Source organism: Roseibium sp., from assembly GCF_039982295.1.
Lineage (GTDB): Bacteria > Pseudomonadota > Alphaproteobacteria > Rhizobiales > Stappiaceae > Roseibium.
Genome location: NZ_JBDWYP010000016.1, coordinates 1 through 22885, shown reverse-complemented (window position 1 = coordinate 22885; position 22885 = coordinate 1). Strand labels below are relative to the sequence as shown.

Sequence of the window (22885 nt, the reverse complement as noted above, 5' to 3'; positions counted from 1 at the left end):
TATTACTACTTTTTAAATAGCACGCCGGGCCGTTCCGTCGAAACTCAATGATCGTTCAGGGGAAGCTTGGCCAAGATCTTGTGTGCCTCGACCATGTGTTTTCGGGCAAGGGTCTCGGTGGTGCCCGTGACCCGCGCGACCTCCCGAAACGACATTTGACGCATTGTCCTGAGCCAAAGCGTTTGAACCAGGACTTCTGAACGACGGGCGTCTACATCCAGATCTTCTGCATTTGGCTGGTTCTCTTCGCAAAAGCCAGGAAGAGAACTCAACCGGGGCGCGGGCTGGTATCGAATGGCGGGAATGCTCATATCAATTCCAATCCTTTAAAAGACACCGACAGCCCTTCAGCGACGATGATGTGGTCATAGATCGAGATGTCAAAGACCTCTGCCGCCTCCACAAGTCTATGTGTCATCAAGATATCGGCTTGCGACGGCGTGGGGTCGCCTGACGGATGGTTGTGAACGAGGATAAGTGCTGAAGCGTGATGCATGAGCGCGCGTCGCATAACCTCCCTGGGATAGACCGGCGTATGGTCGACGGTTCCCTCCTGCAAAACCTCGTCGACAATCACTTCATTTCTCTTGTTCAGAAAAACGACGCGGAACTGTTCGCGGCGCAGGTTCCCCATCGCTGTTTGGAGGTAGGTGAGAAGATCAGTCCAACACTCGATCACGCATCTGTTGGATACTTCGGCACGGGTGCATCGCAAGGCACACTGGCGCGCTATGACAAGTATGTCTGCAAGACGCTGGTCGACCCCCTCAACTTGCAAAAGTCTGTGCCGTGCCGTGCTGAGGACGCCCGGCAGGGACCCAAAGGCCAGAAGAAGATGGCGAGCGATCGCATGGGCGCCGTCCGAGCTGCAGGCGGGTTCCAGGAGAAGGGTTAGAACGTCGAGGTCGGTTAGGGCGTTCGCGGTTGACTTTCGGCATCTGAGCTGAAGTTCAAACCTGGAACTGAAATCATGCTCTAATGCCAGCAGTTCATTTGCCGTCGCGTGCTGTCTCCAAACCTCATCCGACACCAGACGCCCCCCAAATTATACCGCAACTAACGCTAAGGCTCTTCGAAATTAGCTCTACTTTTAAGTGTATATTGACGAGATTTTTAAGAAGTACAACTTAAAATTGCCGTACAGTTACATGCGTCATTTGCAGTCGATAAAAATCGGAATGGCGCAGAATATTATCTGGCCGCCGGTCACATAGCCATGTGAGGCGAGTCCGGAGGAGAGAAGATTTCATCGGCGCGGCGAACGCATATGGCAACTGAAGATGAGCAGAGCTACGAGCACTTTGTGAAGGCCTTTCGACGCTATTGCCTCATGCGTCGCCAGCTCACGGTGTTTCAGTCGAAATCAAAGGATGCGATCCGGGACGAGCACTACAGCGATGCCGAGTATTGCATTGCCTGGATCGAACAGCTCGAAGTGAGTGCCACCGATCATCGGGAAAGAATGCTTGATGCATTCGACGAGCTTGAGATCAGTGTCCAAAGGGAAATCGTCTGTCTGTTGGAAAGACGACACAAACCCGGACAGAGAGTTTAGCGTCGCCAGTCTTTCCGCTTTGCGCGCGCCAGTCTGTCGTTTGCGATCTTGAACCCAGCGGCCTCAAGCAGCCATTCGCGGAGCTTTGCACTAAGGTTAACACAGGACGGGAACTGGTCCTCGGCTGCGTCCGTGCCGAATGGCAAATACGCGGACTTTGCAGCCTTGAAGGGAGGCCCTTGATGCTTCAGGGCCAAGACTGTATCCCACCGTGATAATCACACCTAACTCTTCAGCTTACCGAGACACCAATGCAATATTTTGACTATAGAGTGCTTGCGCCTGAGGACTCCGAAGCGTGGCAGGAATTGAGGCTGGAAGGTGCTCGCGACTTTCCTTCGGGATTTCTCGTGACCTATGAAGAGACGGCTGCCGCCAGCGGCGACCGTTGCCGTGAGATTCTGGGCGGCGGCAGCTTCCGTGGTGTCTTTAATGAGGGAAAGCTTGTTGGATTCTGTGGCTATCGCCCCCAACAACTGTCTCGCACCCAACACCGAGGTGTGATTGGGCCGTTTTTTGTTACTCGAAGCTACCAAGGCTCAGGTGCCGCAAAGGTGCTATTGGCAGGTGTAATAGAAGAAGCAAAGAGCAACAGTTTGGCCCAACTCGAACTCTTCGTTGACACTGAAAATCTTCGCGCGATGGCCTTCTACGAAAGGCAAGGTTTCGAGCGCGTGGCAACTCACTATGACAGCGTTAGGGTCGACGGACAGTCTCGTAACGATCATTTATTCACGCTGCGTCTATAACAATTTGACCTCGAGCCGTCATGCGGCAATGCTGCAAGCCTACCGTTTCCGATCAACTTCGCTTCAGGCCTTCAGCGGTCATTCACCTGCTGATATGGCCCACCGAAGCTGCAATCCGTTGCAATTGCGAAGACAGCTGGCACCAGGCGCTGGCGTTTCATACAAGGCGGCCCTTCGCGTAGCATCGAAAGCGCGTAGACTGCGTACCTCAAAAAGAGAACTTGTACAGGAATTGGCTACCTCAGATGAGGGATGAACCCGCATTCAACCTGGTCGATACTCAAGACGCGTATCTTGGAGCGGAGCGTTTGTTCAATGAAGTGCGGTTACTGGTTGCTGACGCCGTGCCGCATGCCGACATACACCACATTGGAGCGACAGCGGTTCCAGGCTGCCTCACCAAGGGAGACTTAGATATCGTCGTTCGTGTTTGCACTGAAAAATTCGAGGAGGCTGATCAGGCGTTGGGTCTATTATATCCACGAAACCTCGGTTCAATCAGAACAACCACATTCTCTGCGTTTGAAGATTCAAAAAAAGAACCGCATCTCGGTGTGCAGCTCGTTGCGAAGGATGGCCCCCATGATTTCTTCCACCAATTCGCTGCGGCACTCAAGGCGTCACCGGACCTTCTGCAAGCGTACAACGAGTTGAAAATGGAATTTGCAGGTCGCGATATGACCAGATACCGGCACGCCAAGAACGCATTCGTAGAAAGAGCACTCGCTGACTATTGCCGTCGCAAATGACCGCAATGGGGTCGATCCGAACCTTCACTACGCCAGACATGAAGGATGGCTTTGGACTGAAATCGACGTCAGCGAGGTAGTTATCGGATACGGTATACCTTCAGCGGCTAAGCATGGCTGCATCCAGCCTACAGTGTTCGATGCCGCGCTGGCCACGAATGGCAGCGGTCAATCTTTGGCTCTCGTCAGCTTTTGAGATACGAGACAGTAGCTCATCGGAATCTGTGCGGCCCGACCTTCGTAAAGATCGTACTCCGGTTCACGAATAGTGTGCCCGTATTCCCTCAGTTCGGCTACTGCAAGCCCTGCTTGGGCACATGCGGTAACGATGTCGCCGAGCGGATGAATGAACCAGTATCCCTTCTCTCCTTCACCGTGGTCCTTGCCGTCATATGAGATAGCTTCGGTAACCTCTTGGGGGCGGCGCTCGAAATAGTTTAGAGCAGGCTCGAATGGTGTGGCGCTTGCTGGGTCGAAAACCTCAAGAAACGGGTGCGTTTCATAGATGACCAATCTTCCGCCAGGTACGAGCATCCCAGAAGTAACGCGAAAAAACTCCTGGAGGTCGGGCATCCAGTTAAGAACGCCGATAGTAACGAGTGCGAGATCGAACTGGCCGACATCCAAAGGCAAGTCATAGATGTCCGCCTCGAGTAGGCGGATATTCAGCTCGGCGGCATCAGCGAGCTGCTTGGCTTGGGTAAGGAAACCGCTCGCCTGATCGATCCCCATTTCAGGGCGGATGCCTAATGAAGCAAGCGAAATCAACTCCCGAGCATTGTTGCAGCCGATTTGTACAGCGGATTTCCCCTTCAGGTCCAACCCATCCAGAATGGAGGTCAAAATTGGATCGAGAACTGAGAAGCCTGGGCGAGCTGCGCTTTCAAGAAGCTGCTTCCATTGCTCACCTTCTGTGTGCAAATGCGCCGATGCGTTCCAAGCAGCCCGGTTTGCCGCGGTAATTTCTTTTTGAGAGATTGAAGCCATACAGAACGCCTAGATTGAACGAATGATCTTTCGATATTCCATATAGACTATCCTCCGGTCACGTTACAGGTCCGCTTTGGGCCGGAAGCGCCGGCTACGAAATCGCTCGGATACGGCAAGCATGCCGCGCCGCCGCAGGGCTGCTCCGAACCCCGCCGGGGTCGCCCCCAGCCTCTGATCCAATTCAACGACTCATGCAAACGCCCAGGCATGACAGGTCTGTTTTTTCGTTCCTTAAAGACAAGCTGTCAGTGCCGCTTGACACTGACAGCTTGCACGCGATCGACGTCACCCGGGGGCATAGGGTGTTTTACATCGACCACAACTGATGTTCAGAAACAGTTGGACAGCAGGAGACTGCACGAAGGTATTGTTGATCATAAGTTTCACCGACCAATCTCATGCCGGCAGAAACAATCTAGTCAGTATTGCATTTCGATACATGTGACCGGAGTCACACACCAAAAATGACTGTGAATAATTGAGCCTGTATGACTATGCAGCAGGCTTTTGCTGACGCAGCAGTTTTCTGAGACTGGTTCCCAAAGCTGTTCAACGCTCTTTACAGCCCGGTGTGTGAGATGGCGAGTGTCGGGCCTGTATGTGTTGCTCAATGGGACTATGCAACATTCGAGGCGCCGTTTGCCCCTGCGAGTTGGAGGGGGCGGGCCGAGCGTATTTGATGAATGATATCAAAGATGTGGAAAACTAGTTTTGAGATGGGTACGGGGAGTTAAGTCTAAACGAAATCAATAGCATTTGCACACCTTCTTGTATTGCAAGGGTCAAAGCTATCATTGCTCAATCAGCAAGTGCCTGCTCGGTTCCCGCCTAACGAACTCGTCCTCAATCCAGCGAAGCACTCTCCTTTGTCCTCCAAAGGCAACCATTTCTACAGCCTCATCAAAACTCACCCAGCGGAAGTCGCTGTGTTCATGGTTCAAGGCTACTTCTGCTTTTTTGTCGATGAAGCCGACGAATACCGGCGCTATGGTTATGCTGTCCCGATATGCCTCATAGAATTGCTCACAAATATCGGCTGAATACAAAGCCTTAGGCTCCAAACCGGTCTCTTCAGCAAGTTCACGAAGGGCGGTCTGCCAAGCGGCTTCTCCATCTTCAATGCTCCCTGCCACCTGACACCATTCGCCAGCCAAAGTTTGTGTTCTTTTGAGCAAAAGCACCTCATGTCGCGCATCGGTTTTCCGAATGGCGACGAGAGAAGCAAGAAACGCTCTTATTGGGATCTCAGGCATAATAGTTCTCGCTCGAAATACTAGCTTGCGACAATACCTAGCGGTGATCTCGAAAATGCCGATCGCCACGCTCACGAAACTCAGCTGTAATATCTCGGGGCAACCGTCTTCTGATTCATAACCGGTATCTTGTGGGAGTTTTACTCTCCGGCAAACCCGGCGCGGTTCAGATCGCCGGACACCCTGTTCAGGAACTCAGCGTCATGGCTACCTTCGAACAGGGGTACGTGAACTACCTGTTCTATGACGCGCTCAGAGCGGAGCAGTCCTCTTTCTCCACGAGCGTTAGCGATTTACCGCTTGCACCACGAAGGTATGGCCATGCATTGAACCAGATGGGCTTAGGGCCAGAAGCTGGGCGGGTACTTGCCGTTGATCACGTCAGAAAGGCCCTCGACGAACTGATCGACGAGCGCGCGCTGCTCGGCGGCCGCGTGTGGACCGAGGAACGCACGTTTGGCCGCCTTCGGCACCTCGCACGAGAGTATGACTTACCAATAGACCCACTGCAGTTCGACCAAGCATTCAATACCCTCAAGGAGCATGCTGGGAAGCTGGTGAACGGCCGTGGGCTTGGTCGGGGGCAGACATTCCTTGTCGATGATCTCCTTGCTGATCTACGGTCGCTCCAGAAACAGGGCGTTGCTGAACTCGAACGTTGGTGGGACGACCTTGATGACCTGAGCTTCCACAATCCCGACGCCCAAAATTATCTTGGTCGAGCGCTAGACGCCTACTATCGCCGCCTTCAGCTCGCGTACGATGAGGTTGTTACGCACTCGCTACCGGCACTCCGCCCGCATCTTAGTACGCTTCGGCTCATGCCCCTTCGAATGGAGATCGTTGCCGAGGTTCATGAACGCCTAGGGTTCGAGGACGTCACGCTGAACAAGCTGCGTTGGCCCGTTCGATGCTATGAGGAAGCGGGTGCGGACGTGACGTTCAGCGACGAACGGCCCGACCATCACAGCCCTGAAGCGATCGAGCGGTACGCGCAACGGACGGACGAACTACTCCACCAGTTTGGCCGCTACTTCGATACGCGAGTCATATCCTGGGGTGGCGGGAGGGTTCCTGATTTGCGTGGAGGTTGGGTATCACACGACCAGCTTCCCGACGAGAGTGCCGTTATCGCGGGTACAGTAGATTGGCTTAAGGGCGATCTGGACCAGCTGTTTTCTGAAGTTCCGTCCGGATGGTGGCAGAGGTCCCCCGTCGTCGAATCAGCCGGAAACAGTGAAGCGCCCTCGTAGTACAAGACCTATTGGATTAATCAGACACGCTGCCTAGAAGAGCCGATTAAGCGCCCCACAATGCAAAAAAGCTGGTCGAAATCACATAGTTCTGACAGCGCAGCGGTCGAAAACTGTCAGTTTGCCAGCTTAATCTACAAGCATGAGGTCTTTTGGGTCGTGAATGTGAATTCTCAAGTGCGTGAGGACTTCTCTCTTACGTCCATTATGAGGGCGCAAAGCGGCCATCTGTTCAAAACGCAAAGAAGGTCGGCTTCCCCCTTACCTTGCATGTTGAAACTACCAGAGGTGAAAGGGGCAGAGCGGACAAAGTCGCGGATTTCGTCACGTCTGGAGCGTTTGGTCACGTCGCTATGTGCGCAATGCTAGATTTATTTTGCCTAGCCCAGCTTGAGATGAGCTTGGAAGCTAATAAAAACCGCGAAAATTGCTGTTCTGACGCCGCTTGAAATTTAAGAGGCATCGTCAGGTACGACGGCGTTTGGAAACTTGATAGATGGATACTTGTGTCAAAGAGGAGCGAGATTTCAGATCATTTGTATCCGCTTATGGCTTTGAACCAGCGAGTCTTTCCACCAAATCCCACCTTACACCGGTTATTCCCGTCAATTCCAATTCTGAGTGTCAAACAACACTCGCTGTAGCTCGCCACCCAAAACTGGAATGTTTGACACGGCGAACTGGAATTTTCACTTTTTTGGGTGGTTTTGACGACGCTGGGCAGTGAAATTAGCCCTTTTACCAACCGTTTCCAAGCTTCAAGATCGATGCGATCGCGCTTTTTGAACAGCGCTTGAAGGCCCTTCAAACCCCGTTAAATCGCCAGTTGCAGCAATGAACAATGCGGCAAGTCACCGTTCGTTACGTAGGTAATCAATGGCGGCACTGCGAGCTAAGCAACACCTAAATGCGCGTACAATTCATTGATTGTCGTAGGTGTTTTGCGGCCTTGGTCCTTGAGCCATGTGACAATCCTATTTAGCGGATAACTCCATTGCTGGAAGTTGTAGCGGACTGAGCATGTGTCTCGACGCACTCCGGGATTGAAGCATTCATTTGCGTAGCTAAGTATCTCAAGTCCATCTAATAGCCATCGCTCACTGTTGCTTGCGGTGCTGCTTGGGCAACAAAGCAATGCACGAGTGCGAACGCCTTCATCGGTAACTCCTGATCTAACTTCTTCGAGATTTGCGTCGTCTTGGAGGAGTGGTTGAACCTTGCCGGCGACATGTGGAATGTTTTCCTTTGAGTGCACTCCGGTCCACTGAAGAAGTGCCTCTACCGTTTGCCGCTCTTCCTTGAGCGGGCGGTTGAAGCTAACCAATTCGGGGTTGCTTTTGACCTCGCAGATGATGAGGTCAGTCAAACTTGGTTTTATTTCAAGAAAAGGGGCATCAGAGACAACGCGATCAGTCTGCTGATGATGTGGCATACGGATAGCAACGCAATCCAATTCAGTCGTCGCTTGTCCGTGGATAGGCGAGTGAAGAATCAATCCGGTTGTAAAGTATCCATTCAAACGCAGGTATAGGACTGCTAGCGCCTCATCGACATCTGACTGTCTCATGATTTCTGTTGCTTCTCTTGGTAGGTTTCTACGAGGAAGGTGGCAATTGCTCCCGCGGTGTTGACCGCAAGGCTGGCATGACGGGGAGATGGTTTGACAGGCAATTTGCCGCCGCGACCGTGAGAGTTCGGACAGGCGATTGCGCAGCGTTCCGATACCATTCACAAGGTTAGTTGCACCGCCCAGGATGGCCTTGATCGGTTCTTCCGTATGTTGGCTTGGCGCTAGTTTTAATATCTTTGCTACATAAGAATATAGTTTTGGTAGGTCTTCTTTATCTGTGTAGGATTCTCCGCATTCGTCTAGGATGCGCTTGGTCACAGTTTCGAGCAAGGTCCGGGCTATCGTGATCGCACCTTCAGGATCTGTTGTGCGACGGGCAATGGCCTTGTTCCACACAGCATGAACTCCCTCCACATCAAAAGTTTCCAGGGCGTTAGATGCTATCTGGTCACTGGGAGCTGAGTTGCGCCCCTCAAGGTAGTCCATGAGGGGCGTGAATGCCTTAACAATAATTTCCCGTCTTTCAGCGTAGGTTTTTGCTTCCCGCTTAATGAAAGGCCAAAAAGCGGACATGTTCCGGTAGGTTCTCACAAACACGGGAATCAGATCGTAAAGGGTGGGATCAGCCATAAATTTGCGGCGAAGAATCTGATAAATTTGATCATCTGCAATTCCGCCGGTGGCCTGCGCGATTAACAAACCCTCAAGCATTGTTGCCTGCTCGAGAATTGAGGACGGTATTTCTTCATCTTGGGGCAATGCCGCTACCCAACCATTTCATGAGTTCGTCAGCATGGGAGATTTGCATATAAGACGAAAATATAGCAACTTTAGGGTGATGAAAATCGAGATCGCACTACCCTAACGCCAGAAATTAAGCGGAACAATGCTGACGGTCTGAGGGACTGAAATGAAGGGCAAAGCGAGCTTTGATCATCTTCCATATCAAGGTCTACTCTGGACTAAGATAAATTCTTTTACTCCTGCGGCACCACCGGCAGGAAGTAGTGCAGCACCACCTTCACGGCCCCGCCAGAAAAACTCCCGCCATTGGCCGTCAGCCTGACCGCCGTATCCGAATAGAACGCCTGCGGCCCAATCACCCCGGCATTGGTGGAGCCTGCCGCGATCCCGAGCGATCCGCCGAACTTGGATATCTCTCCAGAGATCCCGCAATCGTAGGAGGTTGCTCCGGTTATGGTGGTTGATGTCCGCGTCGAGACGCCAAAGACGATCGCTCGGTTTGGAATGACGATGGAGGTATCGACGCTGGCGCCGGACAACCCGGTCAGCTCTTCTTCCACCGTCCCGATCCGGCTTTCAAGCAGAGAACCACAGCAACGGCCGGGTTCGCTCAGTCCCGCGCTTCCAGCCAACGCCTTGACGCATCGACGTCGCCACTCAACAGTCCACTCGCGATCTGTTGACCGACCGCAGCACCGAACTTGTAGCCATGTCCCGAACAGGCGGACACGGCGATGGTGCGGCCAATCTCGCGCACAAAGAAGTGCCGGTCTTCGGTGAAGGTGTAGGCGCAGGTCACAACGTCGGCGACGCCGTAGTCCTCGATCCGCGCAAAGGGCGGGCTGAAGTAGTTGCGGATCTTTTCCCCCTCCCCCGCCTTTGCGCTGCGGTCGGTGTCCGGTTCGCACGTGTATTTGTGGATGCCCGCACCGACCTTCAGTCCTGTTCCGGCCACCGGCGGCAGCACATATCCATCCACACTGCCCCCCACATCAAGGATCACGGGCGCCTTTTCCCAGGCTGCTTTCAGGTCTGCCGGAGGCGTCAGATAGGCAACGGCCGTGCGATAGGTCGTCAGCGAGGAGGCAAGGTCGGGTAGCAGGCGAAGCGTCCAGGCACCTGCCGTCACGACCACCTTGTCGCCAAACAGTTCCTCGCCGGTCTCCAGCAGAACCCGCCCGGCTTCCGTGTCCAGTGATGCAACCTTGGTGTTTTCTTGCACGTCGGCCCCATTGGCCCTGAGCCAGTCCCGCAAGGATGCGGCGATCTTCTGACACAAGAGCCCCCCCCCCTCAGGGCTGACCGCGCCAAAGCGAATGGTCTCGGCATCTATGAAGGGATAGTGCGCCGCCGTCTCCGCAGGGCTCAGTTGCTCGAAGGCGTAGCCACCGGCGATCAAGCCGTCACGATAGTCTTCGCCTTCATCTCCGGGCACCTGCGACAAAAGCATGTAACCGGTGTCCACCAGATGGCACTCGCCGAGGTCTTCCCACATGGCATCCCAGGCTTCAAAAGCCTCGCTCATGCGTCGCTGATATCCGCCCTGCCCGCCATAGGCCCGTCGGATGATCCGGTGTTGATCCCCGGATGCCGAGAGCGGATTGGGAATCGGTCCCTGTTCCAGCAAGGTGACGGCAACACCTTTTCTGGCCAGAGACCAGGCGGTGGACAGGCCGGAAATCCCGGCCCCGACGACGATGATGTTCATGAAACGACTTTCTCTGGTTCTATGCGGGAAGCTTAACCTTGTGGAGGTCGCGCGCAAGCCAAATCAAGTCGTAATGCCATTCCAAATTGTCTCACGGGAACAGTTATCTATATTCGATCCGACCTGCTTTGGCAGGATGCTGAAACGTGCCTTCTGGCAAGGATATTTTCTGGAGACAAGATGTCGGACCGTCATCTCTCTGACTTGCCCGATTGGGGCTACCTCCTGCGGGAATACTACGAGCTTTACCGTTTCCTGTCCTCAGGCGGCAGCGATCGTATCCGAGGCCATCAGCGTGCCGTGCGAGAGGCCATCAGCCGGGTCACAAAGAGCAATGCCGAGGTGCGTTTTGACAGCCCGGCCCAGAAACCCGTGACCGCACATCTGAGGCGCGCCCTCGACGAGGGAAAGCTGGAGCGCACCGCGCCGCTGATCCGCTCGCTTGAGGCTGTTCAGGATCATTTGGTCTGGCAATACGGCTATGAAAAAGTGCCGCGCGGGCTGGAGAAGACCTATGCCTATGCGGAAATCTGCGGTCCGAACGGGCCGGTGCTGACCGACCAGGTGATCCTCGGCCTCGTGCTCTTCGCACCCGGCTGCACTTATCCGGCGCACGCTCATAACGGGATCTCGGAGAGCTACATCTGTCTGTCAGGCGCGGTTTCGGAGAACCATCAGGGCGTCTACGCACCGGGCTCCATGATCTTCAACCCGCCACATCACATGCACCGGATCACGGTCTCGAAGACTGAGCCAGCGCTCCTGTCCTACGCCTGGACCGGATCGCCGGAAGTCTTGACCACACAGAAAATGGTCTTCAGCCGCCAACGCAAATAGGTTCAGGCATTCACCTGGGCAACCCAGTCTTCGAGATTGTAGTAGGTGGTGATTCTGGAGATCTTACCATCTCTAACGTCAAAGAAGGTGCCGGCGGGCAGACGATATGTTTGGCCGCGGGCCTCCGGCAGACCCTCGTCGGTCGAGAGATATGTGCCGTTGACAGTGAACTCAGCCGCCGCGCGCGTTCCAGTCTCATCGGCGAAGACAACGATGTCGGTCAGCTCTTCCTTGTAGCAACGCGTCATATGCGCGTTGAACTCGGCAAAAAGCGCTTTGCCGGAGCGGCGACGACCCTGGTTCACGTCATGAGCGATGTCATCGCTCACCATAGACAGCATCTGCCCGGTATCACCGGCATTGAAGGCGGCATAATAGGACTTGATCAGGGCTAAGGTGGTCGGGTTCGACATTGGGGCAACCATATTGACGGGGAAACTCTGTGTCACAATAGATCGGTCCATGTCTCACGCAACACCCCGGATGCCGACACATATCAGCCTGAAAGCGGAAAACGCCGCTTAGTCCCCGCGAGTCTCATTCCAATCTCCAAATCATCCAGCCCGATGGTGCCGTCATCGGAGAGTACCACCGGCTCAGCGATCAGCTTTTCCTCAAGGAGGCCGATCTCGGGAAAATCCAGCCCCATGGAATGGGCCAGCGCCACACGACTGCCAGGTTTTGGATTAAGCCCACAGCATATGTCCTCCTTGCCCATCTTCTTGTGATGGGCAATATCCCACTCCCGCACCACACCATTGTGGCGTGTCACGACCCAGCAATGCATGTCCGAACAACGCCCGCTCTTCTCCTGCGGGAAGAAGTACCCGGTGATATAGCCAGCCTCGAGGCCTGCAGACCGAAGGGAAGCGATCAGATAGGTGTTGATGTCAACGCAGGAGCCCTTGGTGAGCCCGCAGCCAAGGTGTGGAACAATGTCCTTGCCTTCATTGAAACGCAAATCCACGTGCCCGTAGCTGAACTTTTCCGAGGTATGAGCAACGATCGCCGCAATTGCTGCGTGGCCATCGACTGCCCGTTTTGCAATCTGCTGGGCATCTGTCACCAGAGCGTCCGCCGCCCTGGTAAAACAGATTTCGCGCGGCTGAAACACGCTCTCCGGATACACCCCTTCCGCATCGGCGAAGTGATAGACCAGTTTGACATCATCACCCGCACCTTCCGGCGTGATAAGGGCCGCCATCTGACCTGACGTGGTCTCGCCGGTCAGGTCAAACTGTCCGCCTTCGACCGAGAAGTGCAACACCGTCTGATGAGGCGTTGGCATGCCGACGGGAGCGAGCAGCTTTCTCCCGCCATGCTCAGCGGATTTCACAATGACTTCAACAATAACCAGAGACATTAAATCGACTTTCCTCAAACGATCATCTGAAACATGAGACCAGACGCAATGGCTCCGAAGAGACCAAGACCTAGATAAGTCGCAAAGACCTGAGGCCGAACCAGCGACCAGACAGCGGCCATGGCAGGGATCGAACTCACGGCACCTGCAATCATGAAGGACATGGCAGCGCCATTGCTCATGCCCTGATCAATCAGGCCTGACAAAAGTGGCGGGGCCACATAGCTGTTGAGATAGGCTGGCATCCCGACAAAGGCAGCGATCACGATCGGCACGATACCTTCGCCTCCAACCACCCCGGCAATCAGGCTCGCGGGAACATAAGTCACCAGCAGCGCTTCAAGCACATAGGCCAGCGCAAGCCATTTGGCGAGGAACAGCGCGTTTGTCTTGAGTTCCGACCAGAACTGCGTGGTGCGCTCATTGTCTTTCCAGACGCGCCAGACCGGCTTGCCCGTCGCCTTGGAAGCACCGCAGCAGCTTCCCGATGCGGCAGAGCCGATGCGAACAGGCGAAGCAAACATCCCGCTTCGCATGGCCAAGGCGACCGCAACTCCCCCGAAGAGACCGAGGCTCACCGCGATGACCGCCTTGCCGATGGCAAAGGACCAGCCCAACGCCCCAGCTGTAATCAAAAGCGTCGGCGGATCGATCAAGGGTGACGAGAGCCAGAATGCCATGATCGCCGAAAGCGGCGCACCAACGGCCAGCAAGCCGGCGATAAAGGGGATGACTTCGCAGGAGCAGAACGGCGCCAACCCGCCAAAGAGCGCCGCCATCACGATCGCCTGCCATTCGCGTCCCTCGAACGCCCTGGAGATATGACCTTCCGCACCAGCAGCCTTAAGCCAGGCGATCAGCAGAACGGCAAAGGCGATATAGGGCAGTGTCCCGGCGAAAGCCCGAAGCGCGAAGGAGATCACTTCAACTGTGCGCTCGGGATCGAGCACAAGAACCAGAAGCGGCACGGCCACAACAATCGACCACGGCGTCAGCACCCAGGGCTTCCAGTCGAAACCGGATTTCTTGCCACTGCAGCAACTCGTTTCCTTGGGTGTGCAGCAGCCGGAGTTTGTTGGAGAAAACTCGGTATCGGTCATGTTTCACTCTCCTTGTTGGAGGCACAGCCGTCGGGCGTGCACTGCTCGTCGGCGCAGCATTCCTTCATGATGTATCCAGCCAGGCTCTCGAGATGGTCAAAGGCCGCTCGGTTGATCACGGCACGGCCGGCTTTTTCCTGAACGATCAGACCGGCAGACGCCAAAAACTTCAGATGATGAGCCAGGGTCGAGGCGGCCATATTGGTTCGGCTCTGGATGTCACCCACCGTAAGCCCTGCTTGGCCGGCCTTGACCAGCGTCAGCAGGACCTCCAGCCGCGCTTCAGAACCAAGGGCTGCAAAGCCCTGACTTGCTTCTTCGATATCCATCAGCAAACCCGACAAGCTTATATAACTATATTTCTAGTTATATAGTTTTAATGTGATGGTCAAGCGGGCAGTTTCGCGCCTGATGCGAAAACAAAAAAAGAGGCGGTCACACGACCGCCTCTCCAATCCAGATCAAAAGACAAATGTTCGGCGAGCTTCAGCCGCGTCCGACCATCCGGTCGATGCTGATCGGCCCGCCGCCAGCAGCTGCCAGATAAACAAAGACAAAGGAGTAGAGCGCTGCCAGCTCACCACCATTGATGATTGGGTAAAGGCTCTGTGGCGCGTGAACCAGAAAATAGGCGGCCGCCATCGTGCCCGACGCCAGGAACGCCGCAGGGCGCGTGAACAGTCCCACCACAACCAAGGCACCGCAAACCAGCTCGATCAGCCCCGCTGCACCGCCCAGCGTCATGGGATCGACGCCCGACATTCCGGTCTTGGGAAGGCTGAGGTATTTCGTTGCGCCATGCTGCAGAAACAGCAAGCCTGACGCAATCCTCAAGGCACTTAGCAGATAGGGTGTAAAGGGCTTGAGCAATGTCATCTTGATACGTCCTTTCAAATCGAAAGATGTTGCGCGTCCAGGATCACCCTATGCACTTGCCGCAGTTTCACGCCAAGAGGAAGTTGGCGCGGACATGCCGCAATCATCATGTTTTCGCTTTGGAGACACGAGATTGCGAGCCCGACCGGGCTCTAGAAATTCGGGAACCCGCGCTGTTGCCATTCAGAACGCGGGACGGCACGACCGATGCCATACCTGAAATTCAGGACACGTGTCGCCCTGTCATCTACCTCGCAACGAAACGCAAGATCATACCATTGCCCTGCGGCACGAAATGCGGCGAGGCCAGGCTCCAGAACATTGCCAGCAGGCTGGCGGAACGACGGCAGGGCTTCGGGAGGACGCGCAGGATTGTCTGCTCGAAGCTGAGCGCGCAGCTCGGTCATGCACAACAGATCCATCCGCTGTGCGCGTGACATGCCCGCCATGGCGGTGCGCGTGCGTCCATTGTTCAGGAGACCGTCGGACAAGAGCCGCCTGACCGGACGTGTCCCAACGCGCCCAGCCCCTGTGCCGCGATTGCCAGCAGCAGCGTTGCTCGTGCTGCGTGCAGGCGGGGCGGCGGGCTTTCGATTCGGGGTTGCGGACGACACGATCCGGCCGACCGTACCGAAGTCCTCCGGCTCCGCGTCAGGCGCAAGTTCCGGTCCCGGGTCAGGCCCGGGATCACCCTCGACTTCGGTCTCGGCCTGCTCCTCCTGGCCTTCATCGGCCTCAGGCACTTCTTCTGCCTCTGTCTCGCTTTCGGCATCCAAGGCGTCCGTGGCAGCTTCCTCGTCAGCCTCCTCAAGTTCGGGCTCCAGCTCCGTAACCGGATCCGCTTCCGGCGTGAGCTCTGCATCCGGCTCCCCGGCAGCGTCAGCTTCCTCGTCCAATGCTTCCTGAATTGCCTGTTCCTCTAGGGTCAGCTCTTCGGAAAGTTCATCGGCAGACTCTTCCGGCTCCTCGGCAGCATCACCATCCTGAGCTTCACCGGAACTGCTGTCTTCATCGCCGAACTCAACAACCGGCTGCAACACCTCAAGCGGAGCTGGTGCCGGTTCAGTTTCGCTTTCGGCAGACTCTTCCGGCTCTGGGGCAGGCTCAGGCGGAGGCGGCGGCTCTTCTGCAGCCGGTTCCTGTTCCTCAGGTTCGGGCTCCGGCTCATCGGGCGTTTCCGGCTCAGGTTCTTCAGTTTCCGGAACTTCCGGCTCGGGGATTTCGGGCTCAGGCGGCGGGACCAGCTCGACCTGGATCGTCGGTTGCTCGGGATCTGTGGCAACTTCAGGCAGTTTCACCCCGCCGATAAGGACAACCGCCAGCACGAAGTGCAGCAATAGGGAAAGCAGAAGACCCAGACCAAAAAGACTGAGACCGGCCCGCCGATCTGTCAGCACAGTTCTTTTCACGCCAGGCAAAGGCGTGGCGGTAGACGAAGAAGACTTCTCCTTCGCCTGCCCGTCGGCATTTGCCGACAAAAAACCCGGCGTTGCCGCCGGGTCTTGATGATCAGGATCGCGTGACAAAAGACCCGTCAGCTATCGAGGAACGAGCGTAGCTTGCGCGACCGGCTCGGGTGCTTGAGCTTGCGCAGTGCCTTGGCTTCAATCTGGCGAATACGTTCACGAGTAACCGAGAACTGCTGTCCGACTTCTTCAAGCGTGTGGTCCGTGTTCATGCCGATGCCGAAACGCATGCGAAGGACACGCTCCTCGCGCGGCGTGAGCGATGCCAGAACGCGGGTCGTCGTCTCACGCAGGTTCGACTGGATAGCCGCATCGATCGGCAGGACAGCATTCTTGTCCTCGATGAAGTCGCCGAGATGTGAATCCTCCTCGTCGCCAATCGGCGTTTCGAGAGAGATCGGCTCCTTGGCGATTTTCAGAACCTTGCGGACCTTCTCCAACGGCATCTGCAGCTTTTCAGCCAGCTCTTCCGGGGTCGGTTCGCGGCCGATCTCATGCAGCATCTGGCGAGACGTACGAACGATCTTGTTGATCGTTTCAATCATATGCACCGGAATACGGATCGTGCGGGCCTGGTCGGCAATCGAACGGGTGATCGCCTGACGGATCCACCAGGTCGCATAGGTCGAGAACTTGTAGCCGCGGCGGTATTCGAACTTGTCGACCGCCTTCATCAGGCCGATGTTGCCTTCCTGAATAAGGTCGAGGAACTGCAAGCCACGGTTGGTGTACTTCTTGGCGATGGAAATCACGAGACGCAGGTTGGCCTCGACCATTTCCTTCTTGGCGATGCGCGCTTCTCGCTCACCCTTCTGTACCATGGAAACGATGCGGCGGAATTCAATGATCTCCAGGCCGGTTTCCGTTGCCAGCGTCTGGATTTCCTGCCGCAGCTCACGAACCGTTTCCTTCTCCTTGGCGATGAAGTTTTTCCATCCCCGTGTGGAAAGATTGGCGACCTTGCGCAGCCAGTTCGGGTCAAGTTCCGCGCCCTGATACTGCTTCAGGAAGTCAGTCCGGTCGACGTTGTAGCTGTCGGCCAGACGCAGAAGACGGCCTTCATAGCCCATCAAGCGCTTGTTGATGTCGTAGAGCTGGGCAACCAGAGCATCGATACGATTCTGGTTCAGCGACAGGCTCTTCACATCAACGATGATCTCGTCCTTGAGCTTCTTGTAGCGACGCTCCTGGGACGGGGACAGGGTCTTGTTGGCAAGCTTGTTTTCAACCAGCTGGTCCTGCAGACGGCGTAGCTTCTTGTAGCTGTCGGCAACGCGGTCGAAGGTCTCCAGAACCGTAGGCTTCAGCTCGGCTTCCATAGCGGACAAGGAAACGTTGGACTCGAATTCGTCGTCGTCATCGTCCTCTTCGCTTTCGCCATCCGTCTGGTCTTCACCCTCTGCGCCGCTCTTGGATTCTTCCCCTGCCGGTTTGGCTTCGGAATCTTCCTCGTCGTCATTGTCGCCCGTCGGGCCATTCTTGGCGTCCGGACCCGCATAGGTCGCTTCAAGATCGATGATGTCGCGCAGCAGAACCTTGGCTTCGTTCAGCTCGTCACGCCAGATGATGATCGCCTGGAAGGTCAGCGGGCTTTCGCAAAGCCCTGCGATCATGGCCTCGCGGCCAGCCTCGATACGCTTGGCGATCGCGATTTCGCCCTCACGCGAAAGAAGCTCGACCGACCCCATTTCGCGAAGGTACATGCGAACCGGATCATCGGTTCGGTCAGCAGGTTCCTTGGTCGTGGTTGTCTTGGCCACGGCGCCGGAACTCACGGCAACCAGATCACCGCCACCCTCGGCCTCTTCCGAGGCATTCTCTTCAGCCTCTTCCGCCTCAATGACGTTGATGCCCATGTCAGACAACATGGACATGATGTCTTCGATCTGTTCGGAGGCTACCTTTTCCGAGGGCAGAACTTCATTCAACTCGTCATAAGTCACATAGCCGCGTTTTTTCGCGGCCTTGATCATCTTTTTGACGGCGGCATCCGACAGGTCGAGCAATGGACCGTCCGGGCCCTCTGCTGGGTTCTCTTGCGTGTCGTCTGCTTGTGTCGCCTTGGCTACCATATTTCGCTCCAGAATCGCGGTCCCGTGGGGCCGCGCCGCGCCTGAATTTCCTACACCCGGACCGCCCCCGGCGCGCAAGCATGTCAGCCGCGCAGCCGCAAGACGGGCAATCATCGATTCGGGTTGTAAGCTGTGTCCCTTAAGTCCCGATTAACCGTGAAAAATTTCACGCAGCGTCCGAAATTTGCTGCGCTCGCTTGCACGGCTCCCTCCTCGTAGAAATGCCAAGCATTCCCTGCGAGATTGATCGTATGGATATGCAGCGTCGAATGAGACTATTCGCCGGGGGCTCAACGGCCCGTCCGTGGCGTATTTGCGCTACAGAACCTCTATTTAGCTCGACGTTTGTGATTCGCAAGTGTGATTCGGCCTCGGTCAATGGAAAAGCATCAAAAACTTGCAGCTTTCGTTAAATTCACCGCCTAAAGAAGCTCTACTGACCGGCAGCAAGAGCCTCGGGCGTCGGAAGATCCGCTTTCTGCGCCACAGCGACTGAGGATGTAACCTTGATTTTTTTCGCCCTCTCAGCGAGGTCGGCCTCATCCCGGGCGCATTCTTCTCGCCGCCGGCCAAGATCGCGGGTCAACGCCTGAACCCTCATCCAGGTCTCTTCGTCAAGGTCGGCCTCGGCCGACTGCATTTCCGTCTCCAGCTCGGTCTCGAGAGCCCTCAGCTCGAGCACATCCAGAAAATGGATGAAGACCGCCTCGATGAAGTCCTCCGGCGGATCGGCCTTCAGCAAGGGGAAGCGCTGGATCAACGCCGAAAAACTGCCTGCCTTTTGCCGCGTCTCGCCGGGCATGGCTGTCTCCTCGATCACCTCTGACAAGAGCTGATGCAAAGGCTCATCGAACGAGCGCACGAGCTCGGATGCCGGAGTATCATCGAGGTTGTCAACCAGACGGCAGAGCGCATCGCGAAAACGCCCGTGAAGCTGCTCGGAAAACAGCGCACTGGAAATGCGCTCGAGATGCCGGTCGAGCAGCAGGGGGTAGCGGACGCAGAGCCCGCAGATGAGCCGCTCTGTCCCGTACATCGGGCTATCAGGCGCCGAAATTCGGGCCGGTCGACCAATTGGCAGGGCGTCACCCTGTTCCCGCCCCTTGCCGCCGTAACCGCCCTTTTGCTGACCACCGCGCCGGGCTTGCTGGAAAAACAGGTTCGAAAGCCTGAACTTCAGATCCAGCTGATAGCGCCGCCGAACACGTTCGTCCCGGATGGTTCCGATGAGGTCTTCAAAACGTTTCTCGAGAGCCGCTTTGCGCTCCGGCGTATCCAGCCGGGCAACCGAGATTTCCCGATCCCAAACGACTTCCGACAGCGCCTGCGCCGAGGAGATCTCACTCTCGAAACCCTCAAGCCCTTTCTGCTTGATCAGGTCATCAGGGTCCATGCCGTCCGGCAGGAAGCAAAACTGGAAGGAAAAGCCGCTCTTGAGCACCGGGAAGATCCGGTCGATCGCACGGTGGGCCGCAGACACACCAGCGGCATCGCCGTCGAAGCAAACGACCGGCTCATTCGCAAACTTCCAAAGCCGCATTACCTGGTCTTCGGTGAAAGCTGTTCCGAGCGTCGCCACGACGTGACGAACGCCCGCCTGCCACAAGGCAATCGCATCAAGATAGCCTTCAACGACCACGGCCTGACCAGACTTGAAGGCAGGCTCACGCGCTCGATGCGCGTTAAACAGCATGACTCCCTTGTGAAAGAGCGGCGTCTCCGGCGAGTTGAGATATTTCGGCTGACCTTCCGGGTTGAGAGTACGTCCACCAAAGGCGACGACCCGGCCGCGATCATCCTGAATCGGGATCATCAGCCGACCGCGGAACCGATCATAGCAAGGTCGGCCGTCTTCGGGCTTGATCACGAGGCCCGCTTCGATCATCGCACCTTCAGACACGCCTTTTTCGGCAAGATACTTCTTGAGGGCATCCCGGCTTTCAGGTGCAAATCCAAATCGGAAGTCAGCCAGCGTTTCTGCAGAGAGCCCGCGCTTTTGAGTGTAGGTGCGCGCTTGCACTCCGCGCGGACCGGCATATTCGCCCTGGAAGAACCGGGCGGCCATTTCGCAGACATCGGCCAAACTGGAGCGCTTTTGTTCCCGCCGCGCCGCTTGGGGATCGGGAGCCGGCAAAGGCACCCCTGCCTGTTCGGCCAAGCGTTCCACGGCTTCGGGAAAGCTCAGGCCCTCCGTTTCCGTGACGAAGCGGAAGTGATCGCCAGAGGCACCGCAGCCAAAGCACTTGTAGCGGTTGCGCCGGTCATCAACGTGAAAACTCGGGCTTTTCTCCTGATGAAACGGACAGCAGGCCCAATAGTCCCCTTTGCCCGGCTGGGTCTTGCGGCGATCCCACGTCACCTTGCGCCCGACCAGATCGGACAGGGTCAGGCGGGCTCTAATTTCATCGAGAAGGCGGTTGTCGAAACGCATCAAGTTGCCGGACGGCCCAATTCCGGGCCTTTGGGTTCAAGGAACACATCCCAGACGTCTCACGATGAGCGCCTGAGCATGAGCGCATCAAACTGCGCCAGTCAGTTACAATAACAGGGAACCAACGCTCATATCCACTGCCGTTCATTCGCGCCAGTTCTCAGCAGTCTCTTGCTATCTCAAACGTTGGATAAAGTCGTCAGCCCATCTCACCTGAAAAGATGGTCAAGCCGTCAGTCTTTGCTTTCACTTCGAAGAAGTCCCTTGACCAGACAGGACGCCTGAACAAAGTCCATCTTGCCCGGGTATCGGGCTTTCAGCTCGGACATGCAGCGGCCGATATCGCGCAAGCCCTGGGCATCGATATCCTTCACGGTCTCTTCGCACAAAGCCATCATTTCTTCTCCACCGATCTGCACCGGAAGAAATTCGCGAATGATCTGGGCTTCAGTGCGCTCTTGCTCGGCCAGCTCAAGCTGTCCGTCTTCTTCAAATTCGCGAGCGGAAACATCGCGCTGCCGAACCATCTTTTGCAAAATGTCGAGCACATCGGCTTCGGCGACGCCATCCCGGCCGTTCTCGCGAGCACTTGCATCCCGGTCTTTTATGGCCGCCTGCACAAGTCGCAAGGTCGCCAGGCGACGCTTGTCTCCCGACGCCTGCGCCTCCTTCAGGGCAGTTCCAATCAATTCGCGCATAGTTCAAACCCCGGCCCGGTACAATCGCCGGACAATAGTTCGCATTCATCGAGCCCGCAACCCACAGACAAGCAAGCCATTGAATAGTAAGGGTTTATTTTCAGGTCATCAATGTTGACGATTGCACCTGCTTCCCATAGAGTCCGGCGCTTAATGCAGACGGCATTCTGTCGGGATTGATCCCCGCGCGCTCTAGCCTTACCTGCAGCGCATGATGTCACCAACAACACCTGGAAACAAGACATGACGACTGCCGACGCATGGGCGATGAAACCTGCGACCGCCCTCCTTGTACTCGCCGATGGAAGTGTCATCGAGGGTGAAGGCCTTGGAGCCACCGGTGAAGCGGTCGGCGAAGTTTGCTTCAACACCGCAATTACCGGCTATCAGGAGATCCTGACGGATCCGTCCTACGCGGGCCAGATCATCACTTTCACATTTCCACACATCGGCAACGTCGGCGCCAATGACGAAGATGTCGAAACGGTGGACATGTCATCGCAGACGGGCATTCGCGGCTGCGTTCTGAGCGCCAGCGTCACCGACCCGTCGAACTATCGTTCGGCGCGGCACCTCGACCAATGGCTCAAGGACCGCGGTCTGATCGGCATTTCGGGTGTAGACACTCGTGCTCTAACTGCGCTTATCCGGGAAAAGGGCATGCCGCACGCGGTCATCGCCTATTCGCCGGACGGCACCTTCGACGTCGAGGCCCTGAAGAAAAAGGCAGCCGCATGGCCCGGGCTTGAAGGCATGGACCTTGCAAAGGACGTGACCGCCGCCAAGGCACACGATTGGTCCGAAACGCCCTGGAAGTGGGACGCAGGATATGGCGCCGCCGGACAGTCCGAGTTCAACGTTGTTGCACTCGATTTTGGCGTGAAGCGGAACATCCTCCGCCTGCTCACGGAGGCCGGCTGCAATGTCACCGTTCTTCCGGCGAACGCAACGGCCGAGGAAATCCTGTCTCACAAACCTGACGGACTGTTCTTGTCAAACGGCCCCGGAGACCCGGCAGCAACAGGCGAATATGCCACCACGGCAATCAAGACCGTCATCGATGCAGGCATTCCGACCTTTGGCATTTGCCTCGGCCACCAGATCCTGGCCCTGGCCCTTGGCGGCAAGACCGTCAAGATGCACCAGGGGCACCATGGTGCAAACCACCCGGTGCATGACCACACCACGGGCAAGGTCGAGATAACGTCCATGAACCATGGCTTTGCAGTAGACACCGAGAGCCTGCCCGACACCGTGGAAGAAACCCATGTGTCGCTGTTCGACGGCTCCAACTGCGGCCTGAAGCTGAAAGGAAAGCCCGTCTTTTCGGTGCAGTACCACCCGGAAGCATCGCCTGGCCCGCGGGACAGCAACTATCTCTTCAAGCGCTTCACCGACTACATGCGCGATGCCAAGGCCGCCTGAAACACGTCGCAGCCGAGCGCCTGAAAACGAAAAAGCCCGGCCTCAC

At 56.2% G+C, this 22885-nt stretch carries 22 protein-coding genes and 1 pseudogene; 6 read left to right on the top strand and 17 right to left on the bottom strand.

The genetic code is table 11. From position 1 onward, the window contains the following. Positions 1-44: 44 nt before the first annotated feature. Together ABJZ52_RS02775 and radC are read right to left on the bottom strand one after the other, a co-directional pair. Complete coding sequence (locus ABJZ52_RS02775; RefSeq protein WP_348191581.1) at positions 45-311, bottom strand: hypothetical protein; 267 nt, start codon at positions 309-311, stop codon at positions 45-47. After that, positions 308-1030, bottom strand: a complete 723-nt coding sequence (gene radC, locus ABJZ52_RS02770) for a DNA repair protein RadC (RefSeq protein WP_348191584.1) — start codon at positions 1028-1030, stop codon at positions 308-310. The genes ABJZ52_RS02775 and radC overlap by 4 nt, the downstream gene beginning before the upstream one ends. 237 nt (positions 1031-1267) lie before the next feature. On the opposite strand from radC, the gene ABJZ52_RS02765 reads away from it, so the two are divergent. The 3 genes from ABJZ52_RS02765 to ABJZ52_RS02755 all read left to right on the top strand — a co-directional run bounded on the left by ABJZ52_RS02765 (position 1268) and on the right by ABJZ52_RS02755 (position 3053). Then, a complete protein-coding gene (locus tag ABJZ52_RS02765) occupies positions 1268-1555 on the top strand; it encodes a hypothetical protein (protein WP_348191587.1) in 288 nt (95 codons plus the stop codon). A 251-nt stretch (positions 1556-1806) separates the two neighbouring features. Continuing rightward, positions 1807-2304: a GNAT family N-acetyltransferase gene (locus ABJZ52_RS02760; protein ID WP_348191590.1), complete on the top strand. Its 498-nt coding sequence runs from the start codon at positions 1807-1809 to the stop codon at positions 2302-2304. 245 nt (positions 2305-2549) lie between these two features. Then, entirely contained in the window at positions 2550-3053 is a 504-nt protein-coding gene (locus ABJZ52_RS02755) for a GrpB family protein (protein WP_348191593.1), read from the top strand. 168 nt (positions 3054-3221) lie between these two features. Here the strand turns inward: ABJZ52_RS02755 and ABJZ52_RS02750 are convergent, their stop codons facing one another. After that, a complete protein-coding gene (locus tag ABJZ52_RS02750; protein WP_348191595.1) occupies positions 3222-4040 on the bottom strand; it encodes a class I SAM-dependent methyltransferase in 819 nt (272 codons plus the stop codon). A gap of 794 nt (positions 4041-4834) precedes the next feature. Then, the gene (locus ABJZ52_RS02745) at positions 4835-5296 is read right to left on the bottom strand and encodes an NUDIX domain-containing protein (RefSeq protein ID WP_348191598.1); all 462 of its coding nucleotides are present in this window, start codon (positions 5294-5296) and stop codon (positions 4835-4837) included. A 131-nt stretch (positions 5297-5427) separates the two neighbouring features. Here ABJZ52_RS02745 and ABJZ52_RS02740 point away from each other — a divergent pair, with 131 nt between their 5' ends. Next, positions 5428-6549, top strand: a complete 1122-nt coding sequence (locus tag ABJZ52_RS02740; RefSeq protein ID WP_348191600.1) for a hypothetical protein — start codon at positions 5428-5430, stop codon at positions 6547-6549. A 1563-nt stretch (positions 6550-8112) separates the two neighbouring features. On the opposite strand, the gene ABJZ52_RS02735 is transcribed toward ABJZ52_RS02740, so the two are convergent. The 4 genes and pseudogenes from ABJZ52_RS02735 to ABJZ52_RS02720 form a co-directional block, all read right to left on the bottom strand. Next, the gene (locus ABJZ52_RS02735; protein ID WP_348207945.1) at positions 8113-8277 is read right to left on the bottom strand and encodes an abortive infection family protein; all 165 of its coding nucleotides are present in this window, start codon (positions 8275-8277) and stop codon (positions 8113-8115) included. 34 nt (positions 8278-8311) lie between these two features. Next, a pseudogene (locus tag ABJZ52_RS02730) lies at positions 8312-8605 on the bottom strand (abortive phage resistance protein); the annotation flags it as partial. 491 nt (positions 8606-9096) lie between these two features. Then, complete coding sequence (locus ABJZ52_RS02725; RefSeq protein ID WP_348191605.1) at positions 9097-9495, bottom strand: hypothetical protein; 399 nt, start codon at positions 9493-9495, stop codon at positions 9097-9099. Next, on the bottom strand, positions 9474-10571 hold the full coding sequence (locus ABJZ52_RS02720; protein WP_348191608.1) for an FAD-dependent oxidoreductase: 1098 nt from the start codon (positions 10569-10571) through the stop codon (positions 9474-9476). The genes ABJZ52_RS02725 and ABJZ52_RS02720 overlap by 22 nt, the downstream gene beginning before the upstream one ends. A gap of 180 nt (positions 10572-10751) precedes the next feature. Here ABJZ52_RS02720 and ABJZ52_RS02715 point away from each other — a divergent pair, with 180 nt between their 5' ends. Continuing rightward, a complete protein-coding gene (locus tag ABJZ52_RS02715) occupies positions 10752-11408 on the top strand; it encodes a dimethylsulfonioproprionate lyase family protein (protein WP_348191611.1) in 657 nt (218 codons plus the stop codon). Between the two features lie 2 nt (positions 11409-11410). Here ABJZ52_RS02715 and ABJZ52_RS02710 read toward each other — a convergent pair whose 3' ends face one another. The 9 genes from ABJZ52_RS02710 to ABJZ52_RS02670 all read right to left on the bottom strand — a co-directional run bounded on the left by ABJZ52_RS02710 (position 11411) and on the right by ABJZ52_RS02670 (position 21414). Then, positions 11411-11821 carry a ketosteroid isomerase-related protein gene (locus ABJZ52_RS02710; protein ID WP_348191752.1) on the bottom strand — a complete coding sequence of 137 codons (411 nt, stop codon included), beginning with the start codon at positions 11819-11821 and terminating at the stop codon, positions 11411-11413. An 83-nt stretch (positions 11822-11904) separates the two neighbouring features. Then, on the bottom strand, positions 11905-12771 hold the full coding sequence (locus tag ABJZ52_RS02705) for a transglutaminase-like domain-containing protein (RefSeq protein ID WP_348191614.1): 867 nt from the start codon (positions 12769-12771) through the stop codon (positions 11905-11907). A 14-nt stretch (positions 12772-12785) separates the two neighbouring features. Continuing rightward, positions 12786-13871: a permease gene (locus ABJZ52_RS02700; RefSeq protein ID WP_348191617.1), complete on the bottom strand. Its 1086-nt coding sequence runs from the start codon at positions 13869-13871 to the stop codon at positions 12786-12788. Further along, the gene (locus ABJZ52_RS02695) at positions 13868-14200 is read right to left on the bottom strand and encodes a metalloregulator ArsR/SmtB family transcription factor (protein ID WP_348191620.1); all 333 of its coding nucleotides are present in this window, start codon (positions 14198-14200) and stop codon (positions 13868-13870) included. The genes ABJZ52_RS02700 and ABJZ52_RS02695 overlap by 4 nt, the downstream gene beginning before the upstream one ends. A gap of 157 nt (positions 14201-14357) precedes the next feature. Beyond that, entirely contained in the window at positions 14358-14747 is a 390-nt protein-coding gene (locus ABJZ52_RS02690; protein ID WP_348191623.1) for a DoxX family protein, read from the bottom strand. 152 nt (positions 14748-14899) lie between these two features. After that, entirely contained in the window at positions 14900-16144 is a 1245-nt protein-coding gene (locus tag ABJZ52_RS02685) for a DUF930 domain-containing protein (protein ID WP_348191626.1), read from the bottom strand. A 137-nt stretch (positions 16145-16281) separates the two neighbouring features. Then, entirely contained in the window at positions 16282-18285 is a 2004-nt protein-coding gene (gene rpoD / locus ABJZ52_RS02680) for an RNA polymerase sigma factor RpoD (protein WP_348191629.1), read from the bottom strand. Between the two features lie 433 nt (positions 18286-18718). Beyond that, positions 18719-20716: a DNA primase gene (dnaG, locus tag ABJZ52_RS02675; protein ID WP_348191632.1), complete on the bottom strand. Its 1998-nt coding sequence runs from the start codon at positions 20714-20716 to the stop codon at positions 18719-18721. A 233-nt stretch (positions 20717-20949) separates the two neighbouring features. After that, entirely contained in the window at positions 20950-21414 is a 465-nt protein-coding gene (locus ABJZ52_RS02670) for a GatB/YqeY domain-containing protein (RefSeq protein ID WP_348191635.1), read from the bottom strand. A gap of 243 nt (positions 21415-21657) precedes the next feature. Between ABJZ52_RS02670 and carA the strand changes: the two genes are divergently transcribed. Beyond that, the gene (gene carA / locus ABJZ52_RS02665) at positions 21658-22839 is read left to right on the top strand and encodes a glutamine-hydrolyzing carbamoyl-phosphate synthase small subunit (protein WP_348191638.1); all 1182 of its coding nucleotides are present in this window, start codon (positions 21658-21660) and stop codon (positions 22837-22839) included. The last annotated feature ends 46 nt before the right edge of the window (positions 22840-22885 follow it).